Genomic DNA, 21493 nt, shown 5'->3' with positions numbered 1-21493 from the left:
GAATGTCCCGGTTTTTTCCGGCCGCGCGGCTTGGATTCATGCCGGAGCGCGCGCCGGTTTCCCGTTTTTCCCATGGCTCTAGACCATCAGGTCTTTGTTCTTTGCCACCAAAAGTTTGAGGCTGGCGAGAAGTTGAGGTAGCGCTCGATTGTAGCGCCATTCACACTCCTTGAGGTGGAGTTCGAAATTCTGCTTCACACCGTTAAACTTTGCCAGGCGGCGTTTTGTAAAGCTCCAGAATGCTTCGATACCGTTGATGTGGACCGATTTTTCCGCAAAGTGTCTGGATTTGTTGATACGGAAATGTTTGTCGTACCCCACATCCACCAGTCCGTCATAGCCTTTCCAGCAGTCGGAATGGATAATGCTCTCAGGCGAAACCTTGCCCCTGATGATGGCTTGAAGCGTTTTGGCCGGGCAGTCCGTGACCAGCTCTGTGCAAACCGCTCCCTCACGCTCACAGATGCCGAAGACTGGCTGTTTAAGCGTGCCCCGTCCCCTTTTTCGGGGGCTTGGCCGCTCACGAACCCGGGCGGGGCCAAAAAAACTTTCATCAACCTCAACCACACCGAGTATTTGCTCTTTTTTGGATACCTGGTGGAGATAAATCAACCGCCTGAAGGCCAGAAAGTACCTATTCACGGTTTTTCTGTTCAACTTCAGGAGCAGAGCGGTTCTGGTAGCGTCAATGTCGATGCAAAAGCATTCAATGATTTTTCCGACTTTATATCGACTTAATCTGCTGTTTTCAAACATTTTTCTAGCCTATCAGACGATAGCCTGATGGTCTAGAGCCTTACAAAAGAGCCGGAGAATCGGGCATAAACCTCACAGTAATGCAGGAAATCGACCGTGCTTTCACGGAATGGCCGTTTCTTGGAGTGCGCCAGATGCGTCGTTACATGGTGTCGCTGGGATACAACGTTGGCAGAAAGCGCGTGTCCGCCGTCTGATGCGGTTGATGGGTCTCATGGCGGTGTACCAGAAGCCGAAAACCAGTGTTCCGAACCCGGAACACAAACGCTATCCCTACCTGTTGCGCGACTTGACCATAGATCGGAGCAATCAGGTCTGGTGTGCGGATATTACCTACATCCCCATGCGCAAAGGTTTTCTCTATCTGGTGGCCATCATGGACTGGCACAGCCGCAAAGTGCTGTCCTGGCGGCTCTCAAACACCATGGACACGGATTTTTGCGCCTCGGCTCTGGAAGAGGCCGTGGCGAAATATGGCAAACCCGATATCTTCAACACCGATCAGGGCAGTCAGTTTACCAGCTTTGCCTTTACCAACATCCTGCGAGACAAGGGAATCCGCATTTCCATGGACGGCCGGGGCCGCTGGCTGGACAACGTATTTATCGAACGCCTCTGGCGCTCACTCAAATACGAGAACGTGTACCTGAACGCTTACGAAACTGGCTCGGAAGCCCGCACCGGCATCGGCAGATGGATCGACTTTTACAACCAGACTCGGCCTCACAGCAGTTTGGGCGGGAGAAGCCCGGAGCGTTGCTACCATGAAGGGCTGTTAAAGGCAGCATGATGAGGAAAAAGACAAGCTAGGAAACCGCTGCTAACTGTCCAAACTATGGGGACCACCTCTGTAATACCTCTGGCGAGCAGGGCGTCACGGAACCAGTCGGCGTCGTAACCGCGGTCCGCCAGAAGCTCCCTGGCCTCAGGCAAAGCATCCATAAGCAAGGCGGCTCCTTTGTAGTCGCTCACCTAGCCTTCTGTGAGCGTCATGGCCAAGGGCCTGCCGTGACCGTCGCAAACAGCATGGAGTTTTGAGTTCAGACCATTGCTGTCCGGCTAAGCGATGTAATCTAACAGTGTGAAGTTATATGAATTATCGAATTTTCGTCGTCTGGGATTCAGGAGTTCATCCAAGGATGCCTCGCCGAGCAGGTTGAGTTGAATGAGCTGGAAGAGTTGCTGTACGGAGAGTCCGAGACGGCTGAGGAATTTCTGGTACGCGAGGAGCAGGTAAACCGTCAGGGCCGTGTAAATCTGGATCAGGACAGCGTTTTCCGAGTTGCCGACGAAGGTCTTTATGCGCAAATTTTGTTTGATTTCCTTGAAGAAGAGCTCGATTTGCCAGCGGTCTTTATAGATGTCGGCGATGGTTTTCGCCGAAAGCCGGAAATGGTTGGTCAAAAATTCGTAGTGTTTCCCGGTTTCCTGGTCACGATAGCCGATACGGCGCAAGCGTAAGGATTTTCCCCGGCTGGAGACTTCAATGATGTGATCGGAAGTAACGCCGGTCTTGCGATTCACGAGGCGGCGCTCCAGGAGTTTGAAAACGGCGTTGCGCTTGAGCCGGGTCACAAAAAAGACGCCCTTTGCCCCGAGGAGCCGAAACCAGGGATAGCTGGTGAAGCCCTTGTCAAAGACCACGATGGAGCCTTTGGGCAACTCCATAGCCTGAGCTATGCGGCTTTCATGGATTTTGGCGTCGGTGACGGTTGCGAAAGCCGGGATATGGCCATCGTGATCCAGCAAGGTATGTACTTTGACGCCGCCCTTGGCCTGCCGAAACGAGGCCCAGGGAAAAAGCGACAGGCAAAGCTTTATGGTGGTGGCGTCCAGACTGAACAATTTGGATTTGAAACGGAATTTGTGCTTCGGGGCTTTTGCGGCGCACAGGCCGTACATCTCGGCGAACAGATCCTTGAAAAAGCCTACGGGGCGAGAATTGTTCGCGTCAGCAAAGGTCGAGCGGGCCACGTTTTTCAGTCCCCAGTGATACAGGCGGTTTCCCGCAGCCTCAAGGCAGCGCAGGCCATCGCGCATGGAACGTCTTGCGGCAAGCTGGATGAAGGCCATGACCGTGAACTGCTCCTTGAAACCGAATTGACGCGACGAGCGCCCGGTTTTGTGCCGTCTTTCGAGTTTCTGAAAAACATGTCTGGGAATCAGAGATAGCGTCTGGGAGAATAGTGTATTATGGTGACTCAAGTCCAGAATCTCCTTGTGTGGCAAGATGTTGTGGTGATTTCTTTTACCACACATCGCTGAGATTTTGGACTCTTTTCTTATCCCTTAGCCGGACAGCAATGAGTTCAGACCGCCCTTTGTGCGTCCGATACAGCGGGAAAGAGCCCTTTTTTAAGCAGACTTGCTGCGGTGCGATGGGCTTTGAGGTGGGTTGCATCGATCATCAATCGTCCATCTTTTCCCGCTGTTTTTGCCAATTCGGTAAAAATATTGTTGAAGACGCCCATCCGGCTCCAGCGCAAAAAACGATTGTACAGCGTTTTATACGGGCCATACTCGCGCGGCGCGTCTTTCCACTGCAGGCCATGTTTGATGACATAAATGATGCCGCTGATGACTTTCCGGTCATCGACCCGCGGAATACCATGTGAACGTGGAAAGAAGGGCTTGATACGTTCGAGTTGTTCGGCAGAAAGAGAAAAGCTGGTTCATTACATCCTCCTTTGAACACAGCTAAACAACTTGCCTCATTTTTACAATTAATGAGGCCTGAACTGAGAGTCTTATTTTCTCTGCCGCTGATTTTTGGGAGAACTCAGAAATGATCCAATGCCGCTAGCTCAGATATTAGAGTAGTGGAAATTTTTTGAAATGGAAATTATCTTGTCTGGAATTAACTACACCTAATAATAATTTCTCCAAAGGTGCAGGCTGGAGGTATCGGTTTTCTCTCTCGTCCTTCATGTGAAACATGCCACTTCAAGTTGATGGAATGACATTTTTAACGTGCCCCTGAAACAAGAGATGGATCGTAATCTGCTGCGAAAAGTTTTTATAATGTTTTACCTGCCTGACTGGCGGTGGTATCTGGCGCTGTTTTCCGTGATTGCTGGGATACTAGCCCTATATACCGAATTGCCGGGAAAACTGGAGCATCTGTCCGCTTTGGCGTTCACGGGTGACCCCTCTTTCTCTCTGCTTCCCGCAAGCATGGATGTGTTTTTTCTTGTGGGCGGAATAATTTTTCTGTCTATCCTCAAGCGCACTCTGTTGCGCTATATCATGCGGGCTCGTGTATTGAGTCGGGTTCAGTCTTTTCTTGTCCGGCGCGTGGCTGCATTTCCCCTCGACTATTTCTCAAAACGCAGTCCCGGCGATTTGTTGAGCATAATGACGAATATTGCCGTATCCGCGGCCGACGGTATGATGATGATGCTCGAACCGCTGATCATCGCCCTGCAATCATTTTGTCTTGCTCTGCTCATGTGTTTCATCAGTCTGCGTCTGAGTCTGGCCATTCTGGTGTTGCTGGCGACGTATTTTATCGTGCTCTATCTTTTACGCAAGAGACAGGCTCGTCTGTATTCCCGTCTAGCGGCAAGTCAGCGCGCTTTGAGTGCGTTGGCTGCGGACGTGCATCGTGGATTTCCGGAGATAAAACAAAACGCTCTGGAGTCTGTTTTTGAACAGCGCTTCGTAGCTGCTGCACAGACACATTGGGCGAATTTTAACGTCTGGTTCAAGACGTTGCTGGCATCGGGAGATGTGTCTGAATACATCGGGGTGTTCCTGCCGGCCCTGGCCCTCTTTGCAGCGGCGGTATCGGCACCGGGGCAGACAAGCCAGGCGGAATTCATCTCTTTGTATACTCTGGCCGTAATCCTGACGGGCTTGCTGACTTCCCTCAATCAGGCCGGATTTTCATCCGCCTCTGGATTGCAGGCCTGGCGCGAGCTCATGGAGCTTATTGAAGAGGAGACCGAGCCTGCGGACGGCCTCAAGCCGGAAGGATACGACATCGCGTGGGTCGATGTGACCAAAAAAATGCGTGGCAAGGTGGTGCTTCAAGATGTTTCCCTGTCCGTTGCCGAAGGCGAAAAAATCATGATCTGCGGTCGCTCCGGTGAAGGCAAAAGCACAGTCCTCAGGATGCTGCCCGGCTTGCTCATGCCGGACAGCGGCGCGGCATACTTGGGCGGAGTGCCCACGCATGCGGCCGACCCGAAGACGCTGCGGGCGCGGACGGCTTTTGTCACCCAGGACCCTTACCTGTTTGAGACCACTCTGCGTGAAAATCTCACATACGGCTCAGTCGTTGATGACGCTAAACTGGAAGAAGCCATCCGGCTGGCCCAGCTTGAGGATTTTGTGGCCGCGCTCCCGGAAGGGCTGGAGACCCGTCTGGGTCCGGATGGAGCAAAAGTGTCAGGCGGGGAAAAGGCCCGGATCGCTCTGGTCCGTGCCCTGCTGGCCGGTCCTGATATTCTCGTGCTGGATGAAGCCACGGCCTCTCTGGATTCTGAAACGGAGGAACGCATCTACCGTCGCCTGTTGGCGGTTGACTATACGGTGATCGGCGTCACGCATCGTCTTTCCACACTGAAGCTGTTTCCCCGTATCGTGGTTCTGGCGGATGGGCGGTTTGTCCTTGACGGATCGGCTCAGGAATTGGCCGTTTCGGAGACTTTTCAGGAGCTGTTCGCCTTTCAGATGAATAATTCCGAATCCGGATCAAAGATGCGCCCTCAGAGGCCGGATGAATGAGATGCAGGCATTCTCGCGCAGGACGGCAAAGGCAGGGAGGATGAGAAGTGATTGCTATCTATCTGCAAGCGTTTCGCTTGTGTCACAAGAAGTATTCCGGGCAGATGATCGCTTGGCTTTTGATCGCGTTGCTGGAAATTCCATTTTATATTTTAATGGTTTTTTGTTTTGAAAACCTTTCATCCCAGGTGGCCCCTTTCAAAAATGGTCTTCTGGTTGTCCTGCTGGCCACAATTTGTTTCTTCATCCATCTGCTTTCCGACCTGAATTTATTCCAATGCGCCATGGTTTATCCAACGCGCGATTTGCAGACAAAAATTTTCAGACATTTTCTGCATATCCCTCCGCGTCTCTATCCGGAAGTACCATCGGGAGAACTGAGCAATGTTCTTTTTTCGCAGATCACTGCCGGATGGTTTGTGCAGGGCATTGTTAAATCTCTGTACTATCTGACAAAGATCATAGCTCTTTTTATCATCATTGCCTATGTTTCCATTCCTCTGGGTCTTGTTTCAACCGTTCCTGTCTTTATCCTGGTATTTTTCTGCCGCAGCCTTGGCCAGTCGTTTATTGACACTCATGCCGAAGCGGCAGCTGCAAGTGTCAGGCTCAGAAATTTTATTACAGATACCTTGAACGGAATTTTATCCATAAAGCTTTTTAATACATCTGAATTGCACGCCGACCGGACTCGTGAATTGTCAAAAATACACAACAAGTGCTGGTTGCGGGCTGACTTTCTGGGTGAGGGAGTGAATACGCTTTCAGTCTCCTTGCCACAACTTGTCATCCCTTTGTTTTTTATATTCGGAGGTCTTCTTATAGGAAAAGGAAATATATCTATTTCCCAGCTTGTCTCCATGTATATAATTTTGAATTTTCTGAATAATGCAATATCAGAGGCTGGAATTTTGCTTGGATATGCAATGAATTATGGTGGTCAACTGAAAGTTATTCTTGATTTTCTTGAGAAGGAACAAGAAGGGGAAGATGCCGCATGTATAAATAATGGAGAAATAAAATTTGAAAATATTCATTTCTCATATAGAGACAGGGAATCTCTGCTGCAAGATATAAACTTTTCCATACATTCAGGAGAAAAAACAGCCCTTGTCGGAGGATCAGGTATTGGGAAAAGTTCTCTTTTCTCTCTTTTGCGCGGCATGCACTATCCTGATTCCGGGCGGATAACAATCGGTGGCGTGGAAGTGACGCATAAAAATGCAATCTCATTGCGTGAAAACATCGCTTCCGTCAGCCAGGGTGCCTATCTCTTTGACGCGGATGTCTTGTTCAACCTGACGTTGGGAAAAGAAAAAGACATGGATGAAATTCATAATGTTTTACGCCTTGTGGGCTTACGATCTTTCATCAAAAGCCTGCCGGACGGATTGCATACGCATCTTGGGCCGAATGGATTTTCCATGTCCGGAGGAGAAAAGGTGCGCTTATGTCTGGCCCGAGCCATGCTCATGGACAGGAAAATGCTTCTGCTGGATGAGTTTACGGCAAATATCGACTCTATTCGGGAAGAAAAAATTATTGATCAGATTCTGAACCAAATGGAAGGGAAAACAATAATCATCATCTCGCACCGATTGTCCTCTGTTTGTATTTTTCCAAGGATCATCTACATTGCCGACGGCAAAATTGCAGCAGATGGAAGTCATGATGAATTACTGAAACTGGAAGGCTACAGGGGTTTGTTTGGGAATCAAATCTGATGCTATATGTAATTCTATATGCAATTAATTTGGAGAAAAAATTATGAAGAAGATAGTTATCATACCTTCATACAATGAGGAAAAAAATATTGGAAAAGTAATCAGGGGAATACGCAAGAATCATAGAAATCTGGATGTTTTGGTAATAAATGATTGCTCTGATGATAAAACAGAAGAAATTGCAAAGTATGAGAACGCCTATGTCGTCAATCACGTGCTGCGTGCAGGATACGGGGCTTCTCTGCAAACAGGATATAAGTACGCTCTTCACAAAAACTACGACATCGTTATTCAACTTGATGGAGACGGGCAGCATGACCCGGAGCATATCTCCGCATTGGTAACGGAAATAGAACGCAACCATGCGGACTTGGCAATTGGTTCCAGGTTTCTGGAAGATTCAGGATACAGAATGCAATTAGTCAGAAAAATCGGGTTAAGATTTTTTCAGATTCTGATTTATCTTCTGACCAGAAGAAAAATTACGGATCCTACATCAGGTTATCAGGCGTTATCCAAAAAAGTGGTTCACTCCTATGCCAGAAATGATTTTTTTCCTTCGGACTTTCCGGATGCGGATGTTCTTGTTTATCTCATTCATTCAGGCGCAAGGATAAAAGAAATTCCGGTTGTCATGTATGAAAACAGGCAGGGAAAATCAATTCATAGCGGCATTAAGCCATTATATTATATTATAAAAATTCTTTTATCTCTATATATTGTGCATACCAGGAAATATTCAAGGTGATTTTTATGCCGTTCAGTGTACAAATTTGCCTTATTTTTTTAAGCATAATTATGCTTCTCATCGTGCTTAAATTTATATCTAAAAGATATATGAGGATTGAAATATCAATTCTTTGGATTATATCGAGTATTTCTGTATTTCTTGTGGCTGTTTTTGAAGAAAAAGCTGATCAGATAGCATGTTTTTTTAAAGTGGAATATCCTCCTGCACTATTTTTTGCTTTGGCAATATCTTTTATAATTTTAATATTATTTTATTTTTCAATTGAAATTTCAAAACTGAAGGAGAAATGCAGTATCCTGAACCAGGAAGCATCGTTGAATCGTGCATTTATCGAAGAGCTGGAAAAAAAATATAATGAAGAACATGCCGGTAAATAAAAATATCATGACGTGCGATCTGGAGGACTGGTATCATCCCAGTCTGATTGGGGCGGATATTTCTCAATGGGACAGCTTTGATTCCCGCATTCTGGAGCCTGCAGAAGAAATATTGGCGATATTCAGAAAAAACAACTGCACGGCGACTTTTTTTGTTCTGGGGCATGTAGCTGAAAAGTTTCCTGAACTCATAAAAAAAATTCATGCGGAAGGACACGAGATTGCCAGTCATGGATATGCCCACAAGCTGGTCTACAATCAAAGCCCGGAGGAGTTTCGCAGCGATCTGCAACGTTCCCTGAAAGTGCTGGCCGAGCTGACAGGAGAACGGATTCGTGGGTATCGCGCTCCATCCTGGTCCGCAAGGAAGGAGTTTGAATGGTTCTGGCGAATTCTCGCGGAAGAGGGAATTGAATACGATTCCAGTCTGTTTCCGTTTAAAACATTTCTCTATGGAGACAATGAAGTACCCACATGTATTCATAGATATTCCGTGGATCAGGAGCGAACAATAGTGGAGATTCCTCCGTCGGTAATGCATTTTTCAGGAAAACGCATACCTTTCAGCGGAGGTTTTTTCTTGCGCACAATGCCGGTAATTTTTGTCAGATATTTTATCAAGAACAATAATAAATATGGAAAACCTGTTGTTGTTTATTTTCATCCATGGGAATTTGATGCTGAACAGCCGAGAATAAAAATGAAATACAGAGATTATTTTATTCAATACGCAAATATAAAAAATATGCATGGAAAGATAGAAAAAATAAGCAAAGAGTTTTCCTTTACAAGTATAAAAAATTACTTGTCTCAAAATGGAGAGTTAAATTGAAGCGTATTCATATAATTTTCATAATATTTTTTGCTGTTCTTCTTTCCGTATTGTTTCATTGGGGAGGAAAAACTGTATATGCATCATTGACAAAGTCTGCATCTGTCATTGCTCCGATCATTGTCTGCATATATTTTATTTTTGCAAAAAGAAGCAGAAAAAGAGTAATGGTTGAGGAGAGTAATTATATATGGAGATGTTTACGGAAGCGTCCTGTCACATGCTTGACGGTTTGCGGAATGACCATATGTGTTGTTTATCTGCTTATAACTGTATTTGTATATAGCGAAACAGGAGCAACAAACGATGAAGCAACATATATTTTTCATGCAAAAACATTTGCTGCATGGAGATTGACAAATCCGGTCCCGCCTATTCGGGAATTTTTTTATTCATACTATATTCTTACGGATCCTGCTTACATTGCCAAATCTTTTCCCGGATACCCTGCTCTGCTGATGTGGGGTTTTGTCATCGGGTTTCCCCAACTTATTCCGCCTTTGATTCTGCTGGCCTCTATCTTTGCGATCTATTGGGCCTTGCGGCCCGTGCTCGGACCTCCCGTATCTGTGTTGGTGGCCCTGGTCGTCGGGACGACCATGCAAGGCCTTGTGGAAGGTGCTAATTATTATTCCAGCGCAGCTGTTTTTCTTTTCTCGCCCCTGTTGTTCGGATGTGTGATCCGGTATGGGAAAAATTTTTCCTGGAAATGGGCGGCTGCTGCGGGCTTTTTTCTGGCCGCAAATTTTCTGGCTCGTCCTTTTGATGCAGTGGGCTTGGGTTTGGCTGCTGTTCTGTATATTCTGACTCAGATGCGCATCAGGAAGACATGGGCCGTTAAATCCAATCTGGCAGGGATCTGTGTTTTCATGTGTCTTGGACCGCTGTTGCTGATGGGATATAACAAGGTCACTGTAGGCAGTTTTCTGACAGGACCATATACTGTGTTTTTTCAGAATTATTGTCCGGAATCGTATTGGATACATGCTCCGGAAAACAAACAGGACAAACCATTTGATACCCCTGTTGCCCATCATCACCGGCAATACGTCAGCACAAGTGAAGGGTATAATAACTACAATACGCATTCCGTACTTTCACAATGGTTTCAGTATCGGCTTCCGTTGTTGTTTTTTTCAATGGCCCCTTGGGGCGCGATTTTAGCGGGAATACCCTGGGTGTTCAGTGGGCGACTTCGCAAGCAATCTCTCAAAGCCCTTGTTTTCTGGCCTTTGAGCCATGCCGTATATGTCCTTTATGCCGTGGGCTATCAGCTGGTTTATTCGTCGGGAATTACCTTTGCCGTGATCGGCCTGGGCTTTTTGGGGCTGACGCGATTGCGTGCACTCATGAGAATTTCTTCAGGGCGCAGGCAGAGCATATTGCTGAACCCGGCCTTGATAGTAGGGTTTTGTTTTTTTCTGGTGCTTCCGGCATTTTACGTTTTCAAAGTTGAAAAATTTCATGGCTATTACAAGCAGTTTTATCAGGCCCGGGATGCATTGCCGGAAGGTCCTAAAATTATATTTGCCCGGTACGGAGCGGATACCTGGATGTATCTTGAGCTTGTCCAGAATGATCCTGTCCTTGAGCAGGCGGAAACAATCATGGCCAACGACCTGGGCGCAAGAAATATTGAATTGATGAAATGTTTTCCTGAGAGAGATTATTATCTATACGACGAACCAAGTGGAAATTTACAGAGAATATATGCGCAAGACTATATGTAGTCTTATGTATTTGTTTTCATACGTAACAAATCATCGTAGAGTATTAAAAGATTATGATTTATTATAATAATCCAAAAAATTATGACTGGTTTAGACAGAGCGGACCATTTTCTTATATTCTTAAAAAAGAAATGAATTCTGTTAAGTTAATACTGGATAACATAGAATACAAATCTATTTTAGATGTAGGCTGTGGAACAGGAATATATACATCAATAATTCCAAAAGATAAGTTTTACATGGGTATCGATCCGGATATTGAAATGTATCAATTCTGCTTATCAAAAAAAATAAAATGCTGTAATACAAGTATAGAAAACTTTATTGTAGAAGATAAGTTTGATGTTGTATTGTTTTCTGGGTCATTTGAATTTATAGAAAATAAATTCAGCGCTATAAATAAATGCGCTAAAATATTAAATAAAAATGGAAAAATAATTATCATAACACCTAGAAGATGTATGATTGGGTATATATATGCTATATTTCATAATATTATGGGTGATAATGTTGAATTATATGACGACGATATGCATTTATCATCAAATATAAAATTAGCATTCAGGCGCAGAGTAAACTTTCTTGTTGATGTTTTTATGTACGTGAACATTTAACCTGATAATGCATAGAGGGGGAAGAGCGAAATGCGAAGAGGTATTTTGGCTTTATTCTTGGTTTTGAGTTTTGCGCTGCAAAGTTTTGCGGCGGAAGTTCAAGGCAATCCCGCCGATAAGACTCAAGGAAAGACGGTTAAACTGGATGATGTGGTGGTCACGGCGACCAAGACGGAAATGAAGACATCTGAAGCACCGGCGAGTATAGATGTGCTGACCAGTGAAGACTTGGCGATAAAAGCCAATGCGGACAACATCTTTGACGCTCTGAAAACAATTCCCGGCACTACAACTCTCTCTACAGGGGGCGGCATGGGCTGGGGCGATATTAAAATTCGCGGATTCATGCCGTCGATTTTAATAAACGGCAGGGACAGCAGGCATTTTGCGACAAATTACGGACTTGATCCGGGGCTTGTCGGCATGGAGGGGATTGAACGAATCGAAGTGCTTAAAGGTCCGCAATCCACCATGCACGGCGGGCGGGCTATCAGCGGTGCAGTAAACATCATCATGAAGAAAGGGGATAAGGATAACCCGTTTCTGAATATCAAGTCCGGCTTCGGGAGCGGCAAATCCCTGCTGGGAAGTATGACTACAGGGGGTGGGGTTGGGAACGTCTCTTACATTATCAGCCTTTATGGAGACAAGAAAGATGAGTTTAAAACCCCCAAAGGTAAAATACCTTATGGCGAATCCGACAGAAAAAATTTCTACACTAGGCTTGATTACGACTTTAACGATAGCCATTCCCTTACGCTGGACTATACCTATAACGAAGCCCGCCACATTGGTGGAGGAAAGGGGCAATGGTACAAAAAACTTAAAGCTTATGATCATAAGATCTGGGATGGAGAAGCTCTTTATCAGAGCGTAAATTTAAGCTACAATGGCGATTTTGAGGATTTGTTTTCACTCTACCTCACAAGCGGTATTGGTGAAAATAACTATGACTATGTTTATGGTTATAATGGATGGGGGATGACTGATCTCAATGATTACTTGAGTCGTCAAAACTATACAGAAATGGAAAACAAGTTTTTTCAGAATGAAATTCGTGGAACATTAAATCTGCTGCCAGATGAGAAGTTGCGAATTGTTGCAGGCGTGCAACATAAAACAACAAAGCTGGATTGGCTTGCTATAAAAAATCACAAATTCTCGTACCGAAACAAAGAAACGGAAACCGTTTACGCACCTTATGGTCAGGTAGAATACCGCCCCGTAGATCAGATTTTGGCCATCGCCGGGGTCAGGTACGATCGGTATACCTATGACGAGTCCAGCTCAAAAAGCTCGACCAGTCCCAGATTTTCCTTGTCCTACTTTCCCTTTGCCAACACAAATTATGATTACACCACGCTTTGGGCTTCCTATACCGAAGCGTTTAATCCCCCTTCCGCTGTTCAAATGCTCGGCAATGCATTTATAGATCCGAATCCGGATATAAAGCCCGAAAAAGCCAAGGGATGGGAAGTTGGGCTTAAGCAAAGATTATCGCGTTGGGGAAACTTTGAATTTAGCTACTTTGACACAGACTATACAGATATGCTTGCTGTCCAATCAAAATACGGAATGCATCGTAGATTTTACAATATCAATAAAGCAAATGTCGAGGGTATGGAGGCCAAGTTGGAAGTGTTCCCCACGGATTGGTTGAGTTTTTATTCATCCTATTCAACACAGAAGAGGGAAGATAAGGGCAAGGGCAAAAGGTTATTTGGACAACCGGATGAAGTGCTTTCATATGGCGTTAGTATTCATGACCTGAAAGGATTTTCTGCGGATTTGAGCGCGCTCAGACTGGGTAAGTATAAAAATAGTTCCGGATACCGATATTTGGGGGCGTATCACCCGTCGAACGGTAAAACTATCTTGAATTTCAAGGCATTATATAAATATAGCCTGACGGACAATGTCGTGGTGGAGCCGTATGTGACGATCAACAACCTGACCGACGAGGAATATTACGAAGGGGCCACCCCTGGGTTGGCGGAGGGCAGGAATTATCAGACAGGAGTTGCGCTCCGAGTTGAATTCTAGGCCTGCATTATCCGCTCGGACTTCAGCCGGATGAAGAGTGGACGCGCCATTCCGATTCCATATCAACGCGTTCTCCTCGCCACTTCCCCTCTTTCAAGGGGGAGAGGTCTTGTCGGCAGGGCAGCGGTGAATGCTCTTCGACATGCAAAGACAGCCTGCGTCGTATTCGTCCGGCCTTCGCACATCTTTGATCTGGAATTGGAACAAAACTAAACTTCAAAAACGGAGGAACTATGAAACAGAAGCTTGTCCTTTTCATTCTGTTGCTGACGCTCTTGGGAGCAAATCACGCCTCGGCGCATAACTTTTTCGTGAACATAACCGAATCCATGGCCCATCCGCCGGGAAGCATTGTCGCCAATATCGGTTGGGGACACGCCATGCCCATGGATGATTTTTTACAAGGCGATATGCTGGATACATATGCGATTTACGACCCTGGCTTGAAAAAAATGGATTTCCCTTTTTCTCCGGATACGAACAAGGCTGCTGGGGGGAATGAAGGGAAAAGCACTGCGAACTTTCCCGGCGGAAAGATGCTTGCGGGCGACGCATACGCCCGCAAAGTTTTATTCAATGAAAACTCCCCTCAGGGCACATACCAGATCGCGGCTTCCATTAAGAAAACGCAGTTCGCCGTCTGGACCGACCAGCAGGGACGGGAAAAATGGGGGAGGAAAACGCTCGATCAGATCAAGGACGCGAAAGAAGTCAAACTGTGCTGGCGGTTTCAAAGTTTCGCCAAGGCTTTTGTGCCTGTGGGGGCATGGAGTGAACCCAAACCAGTGGGACATGATCTGGAAATGATACCGTTAACGGATTTGTCCAAAGTCCGTGTGGGTGATGAAGTGGAATTCAAAGTGCTGATGCTCGGTCAGCCCTTGGAGGCGGATTTCAGCAGCGGCCTGCCCGTGCTCGAAGCTTACGGGGAGCAGTACGGCGCTGACGGAAATTATGGTCTGCAAGGACGTATTTCCAAGGGAATCGCCAAAATCCGCGTGACCGCTCCGGGCAAATGGCTGGCCACAGTCAGAATGCGTAAACCAGTCACAAAAGAAGATGGACCTGCGGAACTGGTGGGAAAGGCTCTGGAGGTCGGCTACAACACGACAGTTACTTTTTTTGTTCGTCAATAACAGACCAGATGTGAAGCAGCCATAAAGTTCAGAAGGCCGTGAACTTTCTGAACTTTATGGCTTTGAACAGTACATCCACTCCAAATTTATGGCCCAATTTTTCATTGACCGGCCTGTCTTTGCCTGGGTGCTGGCCATTGCCGTCATGTTGGCTGGGACGCTGGCCGTGACCACCTTGCCTGTAGCGCAATACCCAGAAATCGCTCCACCTGCGGTGACCATTTCCGCCGAGTATCCCGGAGCATCGGCGGAAGTTGTTGAAAACAGCGTTATCCAGATCATTGAACAGGCCATGACTGGCTTGGATAATTTTCAGCACATATACTCGCAAAGCTCGTCTGCGGGCTGGGGTGAAGTCGTGCTGACCTTTGAGGCAGGCACCGACCCGGATATCGCCCAGATTCAGGTCCAGAACAAACTGCAGGGCGTGATGTCTCTCCTGCCACAGGTTGTACAGAACCAGGGCGTCCAGGTCCGCAAGTCTGGCATGGCTTCGCTGCTGACCGTCGCCATCAGGTCTTTGGACGGCTCCCATGAAAATTATGACCTGGTGGATTTTTTTGCGTCCCATCTGCGCGATCCCATCAGCAGGATTGCCGGTGTGGGCCGCCTGGATCTCTATGGAGCCCAATACGCCATGCGTGTCTGGCTCGATCCGTACAAGCTCCACAGCTACAGCCTGACTCCGGCTGAAGTGGCCCAGGCCATCCGCAACCAGAACAGTCAGGTGGCCGTGGGCAGTCTGGGCGGTACCCCCATTGTACCCGGCCAGCAATCCACCTTTTCCCTCACTGCCCAGACCCTGTGCAACTCTCCCGAAGAGTTTGCCCGCATTCTGCTCAAAGTGAATAGCGACAGTTCACGAGTGCGCCTTGAAGATGTGGCCAGAGTGGAGATTGGCGCGGAATATTATTCCACCAGCGCGACCCTGAACGGACAGCCTGCCGCTGGAGCATCTGTCCGCCTGGCTCCTGGCGCCAACGCCCTGGAAACAGCCCGAAAAATCAAACAGAAGATCAGGGAGCTGAGCCCTTCTTTTCCGCCGGGAATCGAGGTTGTTTATCCTTACGACACCACAAAATTCGTTGAGGTCTCCATCAGGGAGATCGTCCATACTCTGGTGGAGGCCGTTATCCTGGTGGTCCTGGTCGTCTATCTTTTTCTTCAGAATTTTCGGACCACGCTCATTCCGGCCATTGCCATCCCGGTGGTGCTGCTGGGCACCTTTGGCATCATGTCTGTCCTGGGGTTTTCCATCAACACTCTGACCATGTTTGGCTTGGTGTTGGCCATTGGCCTGCTGGTGGACGACGCCATTGTGGTGGTGGAAAATGTGGAGCGGATCATGGCGGAAGAAGGACTGCCGCCGCGGGAAGCGACTCGAAAATCCATGCGCCAGATTACCGGGGCTTTGATCGGCGTGGCCTTGGTCCTGTCGGCGGTGTTCGTGCCCATGGCCTTTTTCAAAGGGTCCACCGGCGCCATTTACCGCCAGTTTTCCATTACCCTTGTTTCCGCCATGGTCCTGTCGGTCCTTGTGGCTGTTATTCTGACTCCGGCCCTGTGCGCCACCATGCTCAAACCTTCAGCCGGACATAACAGAAAATCAGCAGTGTGGTCCTGGTTCAACCGCGCTTTTGAAAGAACCACCCATCGCTATGGTCTCAGCGTCGGCTACATCGCAAATCGAGCTCTGCGTTTCAGCCTGATTTATTTGGTTCTGATCGGGGCGATAGCCGGCCTTTTTATCCAACTGCCCGTCTCCTTTATTCCGCAGGAGGACCAGGGCGTTTTCATGGCATCCGCCCAGCTGCCCGTCGGGGCCACGGTGGAGCGGACCCAGGCCGTGCTGGATCAGGTCAGCGCCCATCTGCTGGAGCATGAAAGGGAAAATGTGGAGCATGTCTTTGCCATCACGGGCTTCAGTTTTGCCGGAGAGGGCCAGAACATGGGCATGATATTTGTCATGTTGAAAGACTGGAGCAAGCGCAAGGGTACGGAGCAATCCGTGGACGCCGTCATTGCCCGGACCAGGCAGTTCTTCTCCGGAATGAAAGAAGCACAGCTTTCCGCCTTCAATCTGCCGGGGATGCCGTCTTTGGGTCGGGCTTCGGGCTTTAACCTGTTCCTGCAGGATGTGAACGGTCTGGGCCATGCCCGATTGATGGAAGCGCGTGATCAGCTTCTGGACATGGCGGGCAAAAATCCGGATCTGGCCTGGGTGCGGGCCAATGGTATGGAAGACACACCGGAGTACGCCCTGCAGGTTGACTACGAAAAAGCCATGGCCCTGGGGCTGCGGGTGGAGGATATCAATACCACCCTGCGGCTGGCCTGGGGTTCGGCCTATGTCAACGATTTCATCCTACGGGGCAGGCTCAGGAAGGTCTATCTCCAGGCGGACGCTCCTTTCCGCATGACGCCCAAAGACATCAATATCTGGCACATCCGCAACGACAGCGGGAATATGGTGCCTTTTTCCTCCATTGTCTCTGCCTCCTGGTCGCATGGCGCACCCAAGCTTGAGCGCTTTAACGGCAGTCCGGCCTTAGAAATCATGGGAGAACCGGCTTTGGGCCGGTCCAGCGGCGAGGCCATGCAGGCTATTGCCGCGACTATCAGTGAACTTCCGGGCGGGTTTGGTCATGAATGGACGGGCGCGTCTTATCAGGAACTGCAGTCCGGCGCTCAGGCTCCTTTTTTGTATGCCTTCTCGCTGATTGTGGTCTTTCTCTGTCTGGCGGCTTTGTATGAGAGCTGGACCGTGCCTTTTTCCGTCATGCTGGCCGTGCCGCTGGGAGTACTGGGTGCGCTGGTGGCGGCCTGGATGCGAGGGTTGGAAAACGACATCTATTTCCAGGTGGGCCTGCTGACCACCATTGGCCTGTCTGCAAAAAATGCCATCCTGATCGTGGAGTTCGCCAAACGGCGGGTGGACAAGGGCCATAACCTGCTCGAATCCACCATCCGCGCCGCGCACCAGCGGCTGCGTCCCATTCTGATGACCTCCCAGGCCTTCATGCTCGGCGTGCTGCCCTTGGTCGTCAGTACCGGGGCCGGAGCCAACAGCCGCCACGCCATCGGTACCGGCGTTTTCGGCGGAGTACTTTTTGCCACACTTTTGGCCATTTTTTTCATCCCGCTTTTTTTCGTGATGATTGTACGGTTTTTTTCCAGAAAATCTGTGTCAGAGGATATTTGAGTATTCATTATGCAAGGAAATATCAGAATGGAAGTCAAAATTAATAAAAGAAAAAGAAATTTTGTTCCTGAAAACATAAACCTGGATTCATGGGGTGATATTGAATCGCTTTTCCTGCTTTTGCTGGAAGAAGATATCCATACGGAAGCAGATGCGAAGAAATGGATACGGAAAATGAATGAACTTAAGGCTGTGTTGCATCAGGAAAAAAACATGCGTTATATTCACTTCACCTGCCGAACGGATGACACGGACAGAGCGCGTCGATATCGGCATTTCTGTCGTGAAATTGAACCAAAATATAAAAGGGAATTTCAGAAATTACATCATAAATTAAATCAGGTTCCATGCAGAGAGCAGATGAGGCATGGAGAGTATTCCGTGTATTTCAAAGATGTGCAAAAGAACAGAAAAGTGTTGCACAGCAGGGATTTACACCTGAAGGTGGAAGAAAGTGAAGCAAAGGCGGCCTATCAGCGCCTGACCTCCAAAATAAGTATTTCTTACAGGGGAGAAACGCTGACCAGACATGAAATATCCGGATATTTGCGCAGCCCTGACCGGACTGTTCGCAAAGAAATATGGGAGCTGGAGGCGGCGCAATGGATGCGGATTCAGGATGAGGTGGAAGACATTTTTACACGCCTGCTGCATCTGCGCACACAGCTGGCTGTGCGCACCGGGTTTGCAGATTATATGGAATATCTTTTCCATGCCCAGAAAAGAGTTGATTATGGTCCGCAGGACTGCGCTTCTTTTCATGCATTGTGCAGAAAGCAGATTGTTCCCCTGCTGAAAAACATACAGGAGGAAAGGAAAACAAAGCTTGGGATCGGTGTCTTAAAACCTTTTGACCTGTTCTGTGACGAAGACGGGATGGAACCGCTCAGACCGTTTCAAGGGACAGGGGAATTGATGGAAAAATCCCGGATGGTTTTTTCGCGGATTGATCCGCGCTTTGGAGACTGCTTTGAAATTCTGTGCCGGAACGGACTGATGGACCTCGACAGTCGGCAGGGAAAGGCACCGGGGTCCTATTGCGTGAACCTGGAGGAGAGCGGCCTGCCTTTTATTTTCATGAACGCCACGGGTTCACAGCAGGATGTGATCACTTTTCTCCATGAAGCAGGACATGCTTTTCACTACTTGGCCATGGCGGATTCTTCGCATACAAGCCTGCCGCCTCTGGAAATGAGCGAGCTGGCTGCCCGGGGCATGGAAGTCATGGGCGTGAATCACTTGGATGTTTTTTACAATGATGCCGACGATACCCTGTGGGCTGGAAAACAATATTTTCAGAAGATGATTGCTCGTCTGACGGGCATTGCTCACATCAATTCCTTTGAGCAATGGGTATATACCCACCCCGATCATAGCGTTGAGGACAGAAGAGAATATTGGGCCTCTTTACAGCATGAATACGGGGGGCTTGTTGATTATTCCAATGAGCTAGTCAAAACAACATACCATCAGACATCTCTTGTGTTTGAGGCTCCGTTTTATTTTATCACCTATGCCTTTGCATATGCCGGCGCGTTGCAATTATTGAATATATATCAAAATAATAAGCAGAGATGTGTTGATAATTATTGGAACGCACTATCTCTTGGGGGAAGTGAAGGTTTAAGAAATCTTTATCGCGCTGCCGGAGTTGAATTTGGATTTCCTGAGGAGTTTGTCGTCCAGTCGATTGGAAAATGGACTTAGCAGAAGGTAAAAATTTTACTGAGTTGCGATCTCCATTTCGCGCCGTCTGACTTTTTGCAGGAAAATCTGTTAGGAAGATTTATTTTTTGTCAACTTATACGGAATAATACGAATCAGCAGCTTGCGTAAAAGCGGATCAAGATATTTTGATATAGATATGGAAAGAAAAATCATAAATACAGAAGTTGCTGAAAGCATGATGTATTTATTTACAGATTCTCCAAAATGATTGAATATCATGAATCCGAAATTCTGATGAATCAAGTAGAGAGGATATGTGCTTGCGCTCAGCGTAATAACATATCCAGGTAATACAATATATCTATATTTTATTGTTAGGGTCATGCCTAGCTGAGTGGATTTTCTCTGAGCATTTTGAGCAGAAGTTTATAACTATCTTCGTTTCTATGGTTAAAGCGAAATTCACATTCTTTCAAATGAAAGTAAAAAGTGTGCTTGGGCAAACCCCTAAAACGAACAAGTCGTGTTTTGGCAAAAGTCCAGAAGCTCTCAATGCCGTTAATGTGTGAGTTTTTATTGGCAAATTCATTGTTGCCATGCTCAACCCGGAAGTGTTTTTGGTAGCCTAGGTCTACGAGACCATCATAGCCGCGCCAGCCATCAGAGTGAATAATGCTTTCAAGTTTCACGCGGCCCCGGATGATCCCTTGGAGGGTGATTTTTGAACAGTCCGGGACAATTTCGGTACAAACGCGACCTTCACGCTTGAATAAGCCGAACACAATGGTTTTGCCCTTGGCTCCTCGGCCTCTGACTCCTTTAACGCGGCGTGCGCCAAAATAGCTTTCATCAACCTCAACTTCGCCTTGAACAGGAGACTCCGCCTCGCAGAACCGGGCAATCCTCTCTCGGAAAGCAGCCAGATAACGGTTCGCGGTATTACGATTTACCCCGGCTATTTCAGCTATCTGCAGGGCATTCAAATCCACGGCAAACAGCTTCACTATTTGTCGGACTTTGGCCTCTGAAATTCTTGAACGCTTCGCATACTTGTTTTTCATTGTCGTGACTAGCCTTATAGTCGAATGGAGACTCATGGACTAGGCATGACCCTATTGTTAAAATATACATTAATAAGTATATAAACGTTATTATCAGAACCATAATGTATAATGACATATCTGTTGAAAAATATTTATTGAAAAAGTGTGTGTAGTTATTGATAGTATATAAAGAGAGTGCGAAAGAAGTGATTTGTACAATGATTTTATAGATGTCCCATCCTTCCTGTTTAGCTGCGCAGAAAATCATTCCTGATATTAAAAAAGAAGAACATCCTGGCATAATGAGAAATTTATATATCTTATAACCGTCGTAGAAAAGTGTTATCAAGGATAAGGCAAGCCATATCCCTGCTATATATTTTTGAAATCTCATTAAATTCAGTAATATTATTAATGATACTATGAAGTAAAACTTAATTATAACAAATAGAAACCAATAAGCGCCATCAACAGGAGGTACTCCAATATAATCACCAAGCATAGTTAAATTTAAAAAAAATTGTTTTAGATCAACATGATATTGATCGCTTTCAAATAGTAGTGCAGCTATGCTGGTTATGCACACAGCAATCCAAAATGATGGATATAGTCTGAGTACTCTGGAATATAGAAAATCAAAAAAATTTTTATTGCGAGATGAAAGAATGATAGTATATCCACTCAAAATGAAAAAAATAAATATTCCAAAGCATCCATATTTGAATATCTCTCCTAAAAACGGAAAAGACAAAATCGACATATTATCTGCGGCATATCCTCTGAAGGTATAATGAAATAATACAATACTGATTGCTCCCATAATTCGCAACACATCAAGTTCGTATTGATAGGTGCTTTTTTTCATTACATGACTCCGTTAAAATGGTTC

15 protein-coding genes and 3 pseudogenes are annotated in these 21493 nt (G+C 46.9%); 12 read left to right on the top strand and 6 right to left on the bottom strand.

Features of this window, described 5'->3' with window-relative positions:
* Nucleotides 1-78: 78 nt before the first annotated feature.
* Nucleotides 79-756, bottom strand: a complete 678-nt coding sequence (locus AXF15_RS10755; protein ID WP_066607248.1) for an IS1595 family transposase — start codon at nt 754-756, stop codon at nt 79-81.
* 53 nt (nt 757-809) lie between these two features.
* Here AXF15_RS10755 and AXF15_RS10750 point away from each other — a divergent pair.
* Nucleotides 810-1546: pseudogene (locus AXF15_RS10750) on the top strand (IS3 family transposase); the annotation flags it as partial.
* A 47-nt stretch (nt 1547-1593) separates the two neighbouring features.
* On the opposite strand, the pseudogene AXF15_RS14620 reads toward AXF15_RS10750, so the two are convergent.
* From AXF15_RS14620 to AXF15_RS13650, 3 genes and pseudogenes are all read right to left on the bottom strand, one after another.
* A pseudogene (locus tag AXF15_RS14620) lies at nt 1594-1803 on the bottom strand (transposase); the annotation flags it as partial.
* 12 nt (nt 1804-1815) lie between these two features.
* The gene (locus tag AXF15_RS10745) at nt 1816-3015 is read right to left on the bottom strand and encodes an IS4 family transposase (RefSeq protein WP_236884774.1); all 1200 of its coding nucleotides are present in this window, start codon (nt 3013-3015) and stop codon (nt 1816-1818) included.
* A 39-nt stretch (nt 3016-3054) separates the two neighbouring features.
* Nucleotides 3055-3392, bottom strand: a pseudogene (locus tag AXF15_RS13650) (transposase); the annotation flags it as partial.
* Between the two features lie 352 nt (nt 3393-3744).
* On the opposite strand from AXF15_RS13650, the gene AXF15_RS10735 reads away from it, so the two are divergent.
* The 11 genes from AXF15_RS10735 to AXF15_RS10690 all read left to right on the top strand — a co-directional run bounded on the left by AXF15_RS10735 (nt 3745) and on the right by AXF15_RS10690 (nt 19600).
* Nucleotides 3745-5484, top strand: a complete 1740-nt coding sequence (locus AXF15_RS10735) for an ABC transporter ATP-binding protein (RefSeq protein WP_083518004.1) — start codon at nt 3745-3747, stop codon at nt 5482-5484.
* Nucleotides 5485-5531: 47 nt separating this feature from the next.
* Entirely contained in the window at nt 5532-7208 is a 1677-nt protein-coding gene (locus tag AXF15_RS10730) for an ABC transporter ATP-binding protein (RefSeq protein ID WP_066607216.1), read from the top strand.
* Nucleotides 7209-7251: 43 nt separating this feature from the next.
* Nucleotides 7252-7956, top strand: coding sequence for a glycosyltransferase family 2 protein (locus AXF15_RS13645; RefSeq protein WP_083518003.1), 705 nt, complete (start codon nt 7252-7254; stop codon nt 7954-7956).
* Between the two features lie 5 nt (nt 7957-7961).
* Nucleotides 7962-8336 (top strand): DUF2304 domain-containing protein, encoded by a 375-nt coding sequence (locus AXF15_RS10720; protein ID WP_066607211.1) that lies wholly within the window; start codon nt 7962-7964, stop codon nt 8334-8336.
* Nucleotides 8314-9168 carry a polysaccharide deacetylase family protein gene (locus tag AXF15_RS10715; protein WP_066607208.1) on the top strand — a complete coding sequence of 285 codons (855 nt, stop codon included), beginning with the start codon at nt 8314-8316 and terminating at the stop codon, nt 9166-9168. The genes AXF15_RS10720 and AXF15_RS10715 overlap by 23 nt, the downstream gene beginning before the upstream one ends.
* Nucleotides 9165-10898, top strand: coding sequence for a hypothetical protein (locus AXF15_RS10710; RefSeq protein WP_169793653.1), 1734 nt, complete (start codon nt 9165-9167; stop codon nt 10896-10898). Before AXF15_RS10715 ends, AXF15_RS10710 begins: the two co-directional genes overlap by 4 nt.
* Before the next feature lie 53 nt (nt 10899-10951).
* Nucleotides 10952-11512, top strand: a complete 561-nt coding sequence (locus AXF15_RS13640) for a class I SAM-dependent methyltransferase (RefSeq protein WP_083518001.1) — start codon at nt 10952-10954, stop codon at nt 11510-11512.
* Nucleotides 11513-11542: 30 nt separating this feature from the next.
* The gene (locus AXF15_RS10705; protein ID WP_066607204.1) at nt 11543-13555 is read left to right on the top strand and encodes a TonB-dependent receptor plug domain-containing protein; all 2013 of its coding nucleotides are present in this window, start codon (nt 11543-11545) and stop codon (nt 13553-13555) included.
* A 233-nt stretch (nt 13556-13788) separates the two neighbouring features.
* Nucleotides 13789-14691, top strand: a complete 903-nt coding sequence (locus AXF15_RS10700; RefSeq protein WP_066607203.1) for a DUF4198 domain-containing protein — start codon at nt 13789-13791, stop codon at nt 14689-14691.
* Nucleotides 14692-14779: 88 nt separating this feature from the next.
* A complete protein-coding gene (locus AXF15_RS10695) occupies nt 14780-17893 on the top strand; it encodes an efflux RND transporter permease subunit (RefSeq protein WP_066607201.1) in 3114 nt (1037 codons plus the stop codon).
* A gap of 27 nt (nt 17894-17920) precedes the next feature.
* Nucleotides 17921-19600, top strand: coding sequence for a M3 family oligoendopeptidase (locus AXF15_RS10690; RefSeq protein WP_066607196.1), 1680 nt, complete (start codon nt 17921-17923; stop codon nt 19598-19600).
* Between the two features lie 347 nt (nt 19601-19947).
* Here the strand turns inward: AXF15_RS10690 and AXF15_RS10685 are convergent, their stop codons facing one another.
* A complete protein-coding gene (locus AXF15_RS10685; RefSeq protein WP_066601536.1) occupies nt 19948-20622 on the bottom strand; it encodes an IS1595-like element ISDeor2 family transposase in 675 nt (224 codons plus the stop codon).
* A complete protein-coding gene (locus tag AXF15_RS13635; protein WP_083517999.1) occupies nt 20522-21469 on the bottom strand; it encodes an acyltransferase family protein in 948 nt (315 codons plus the stop codon). The genes AXF15_RS10685 and AXF15_RS13635 overlap by 101 nt, the downstream gene beginning before the upstream one ends.
* Between the last annotated feature and the right edge of the window lie 24 nt (nt 21470-21493).

The sequence above is a fragment of the Desulfomicrobium orale DSM 12838 genome (genome assembly GCF_001553625.1).
In the GTDB taxonomy this organism is placed as follows: domain Bacteria; phylum Desulfobacterota; class Desulfovibrionia; order Desulfovibrionales; family Desulfomicrobiaceae; genus Desulfomicrobium; species Desulfomicrobium orale.
This window is presented reverse-complemented; position numbering and strand designations above follow the sequence as displayed.

What these genes read in the sequence shown, in the direction of transcription:
- AXF15_RS10745 (WP_236884774.1), bottom strand. Translation starts at nt 3,015, where the DNA reads ATGTGTGGTAAAAGAAATCACCACAACATCTTGCCACACAAGGAGATT.
- AXF15_RS10695 (WP_066607201.1), top strand. Translation starts at nt 14,780, where the DNA reads ATGGCCCAATTTTTCATTGACCGGCCTGTCTTTGCCTGGGTGCTGGCC.
- AXF15_RS10690 (WP_066607196.1), top strand. Translation starts at nt 17,921, where the DNA reads ATGGAAGTCAAAATTAATAAAAGAAAAAGAAATTTTGTTCCTGAAAAC.
- AXF15_RS10715 (WP_066607208.1), top strand. Translation starts at nt 8,314, where the DNA reads ATGAAGAACATGCCGGTAAATAAAAATATCATGACGTGCGATCTGGAG.
- AXF15_RS13640 (WP_083518001.1), top strand. Translation starts at nt 10,952, where the DNA reads ATGATTTATTATAATAATCCAAAAAATTATGACTGGTTTAGACAGAGC.
- AXF15_RS10735 (WP_083518004.1), top strand. Translation starts at nt 3,745, where the DNA reads ATGGATCGTAATCTGCTGCGAAAAGTTTTTATAATGTTTTACCTGCCT.
- AXF15_RS13645 (WP_083518003.1), top strand. Translation starts at nt 7,252, where the DNA reads ATGAAGAAGATAGTTATCATACCTTCATACAATGAGGAAAAAAATATT.
- AXF15_RS10700 (WP_066607203.1), top strand. Translation starts at nt 13,789, where the DNA reads ATGAAACAGAAGCTTGTCCTTTTCATTCTGTTGCTGACGCTCTTGGGA.
- AXF15_RS10755 (WP_066607248.1), bottom strand. Translation starts at nt 756, where the DNA reads ATGTTTGAAAACAGCAGATTAAGTCGATATAAAGTCGGAAAAATCATT.
- AXF15_RS10685 (WP_066601536.1), bottom strand. Translation starts at nt 20,622, where the DNA reads ATGAAAAACAAGTATGCGAAGCGTTCAAGAATTTCAGAGGCCAAAGTC.
- AXF15_RS10720 (WP_066607211.1), top strand. Translation starts at nt 7,962, where the DNA reads ATGCCGTTCAGTGTACAAATTTGCCTTATTTTTTTAAGCATAATTATG.
- AXF15_RS13635 (WP_083517999.1), bottom strand. Translation starts at nt 21,469, where the DNA reads ATGAAAAAAAGCACCTATCAATACGAACTTGATGTGTTGCGAATTATG.
- AXF15_RS10705 (WP_066607204.1), top strand. Translation starts at nt 11,543, where the DNA reads ATGCGAAGAGGTATTTTGGCTTTATTCTTGGTTTTGAGTTTTGCGCTG.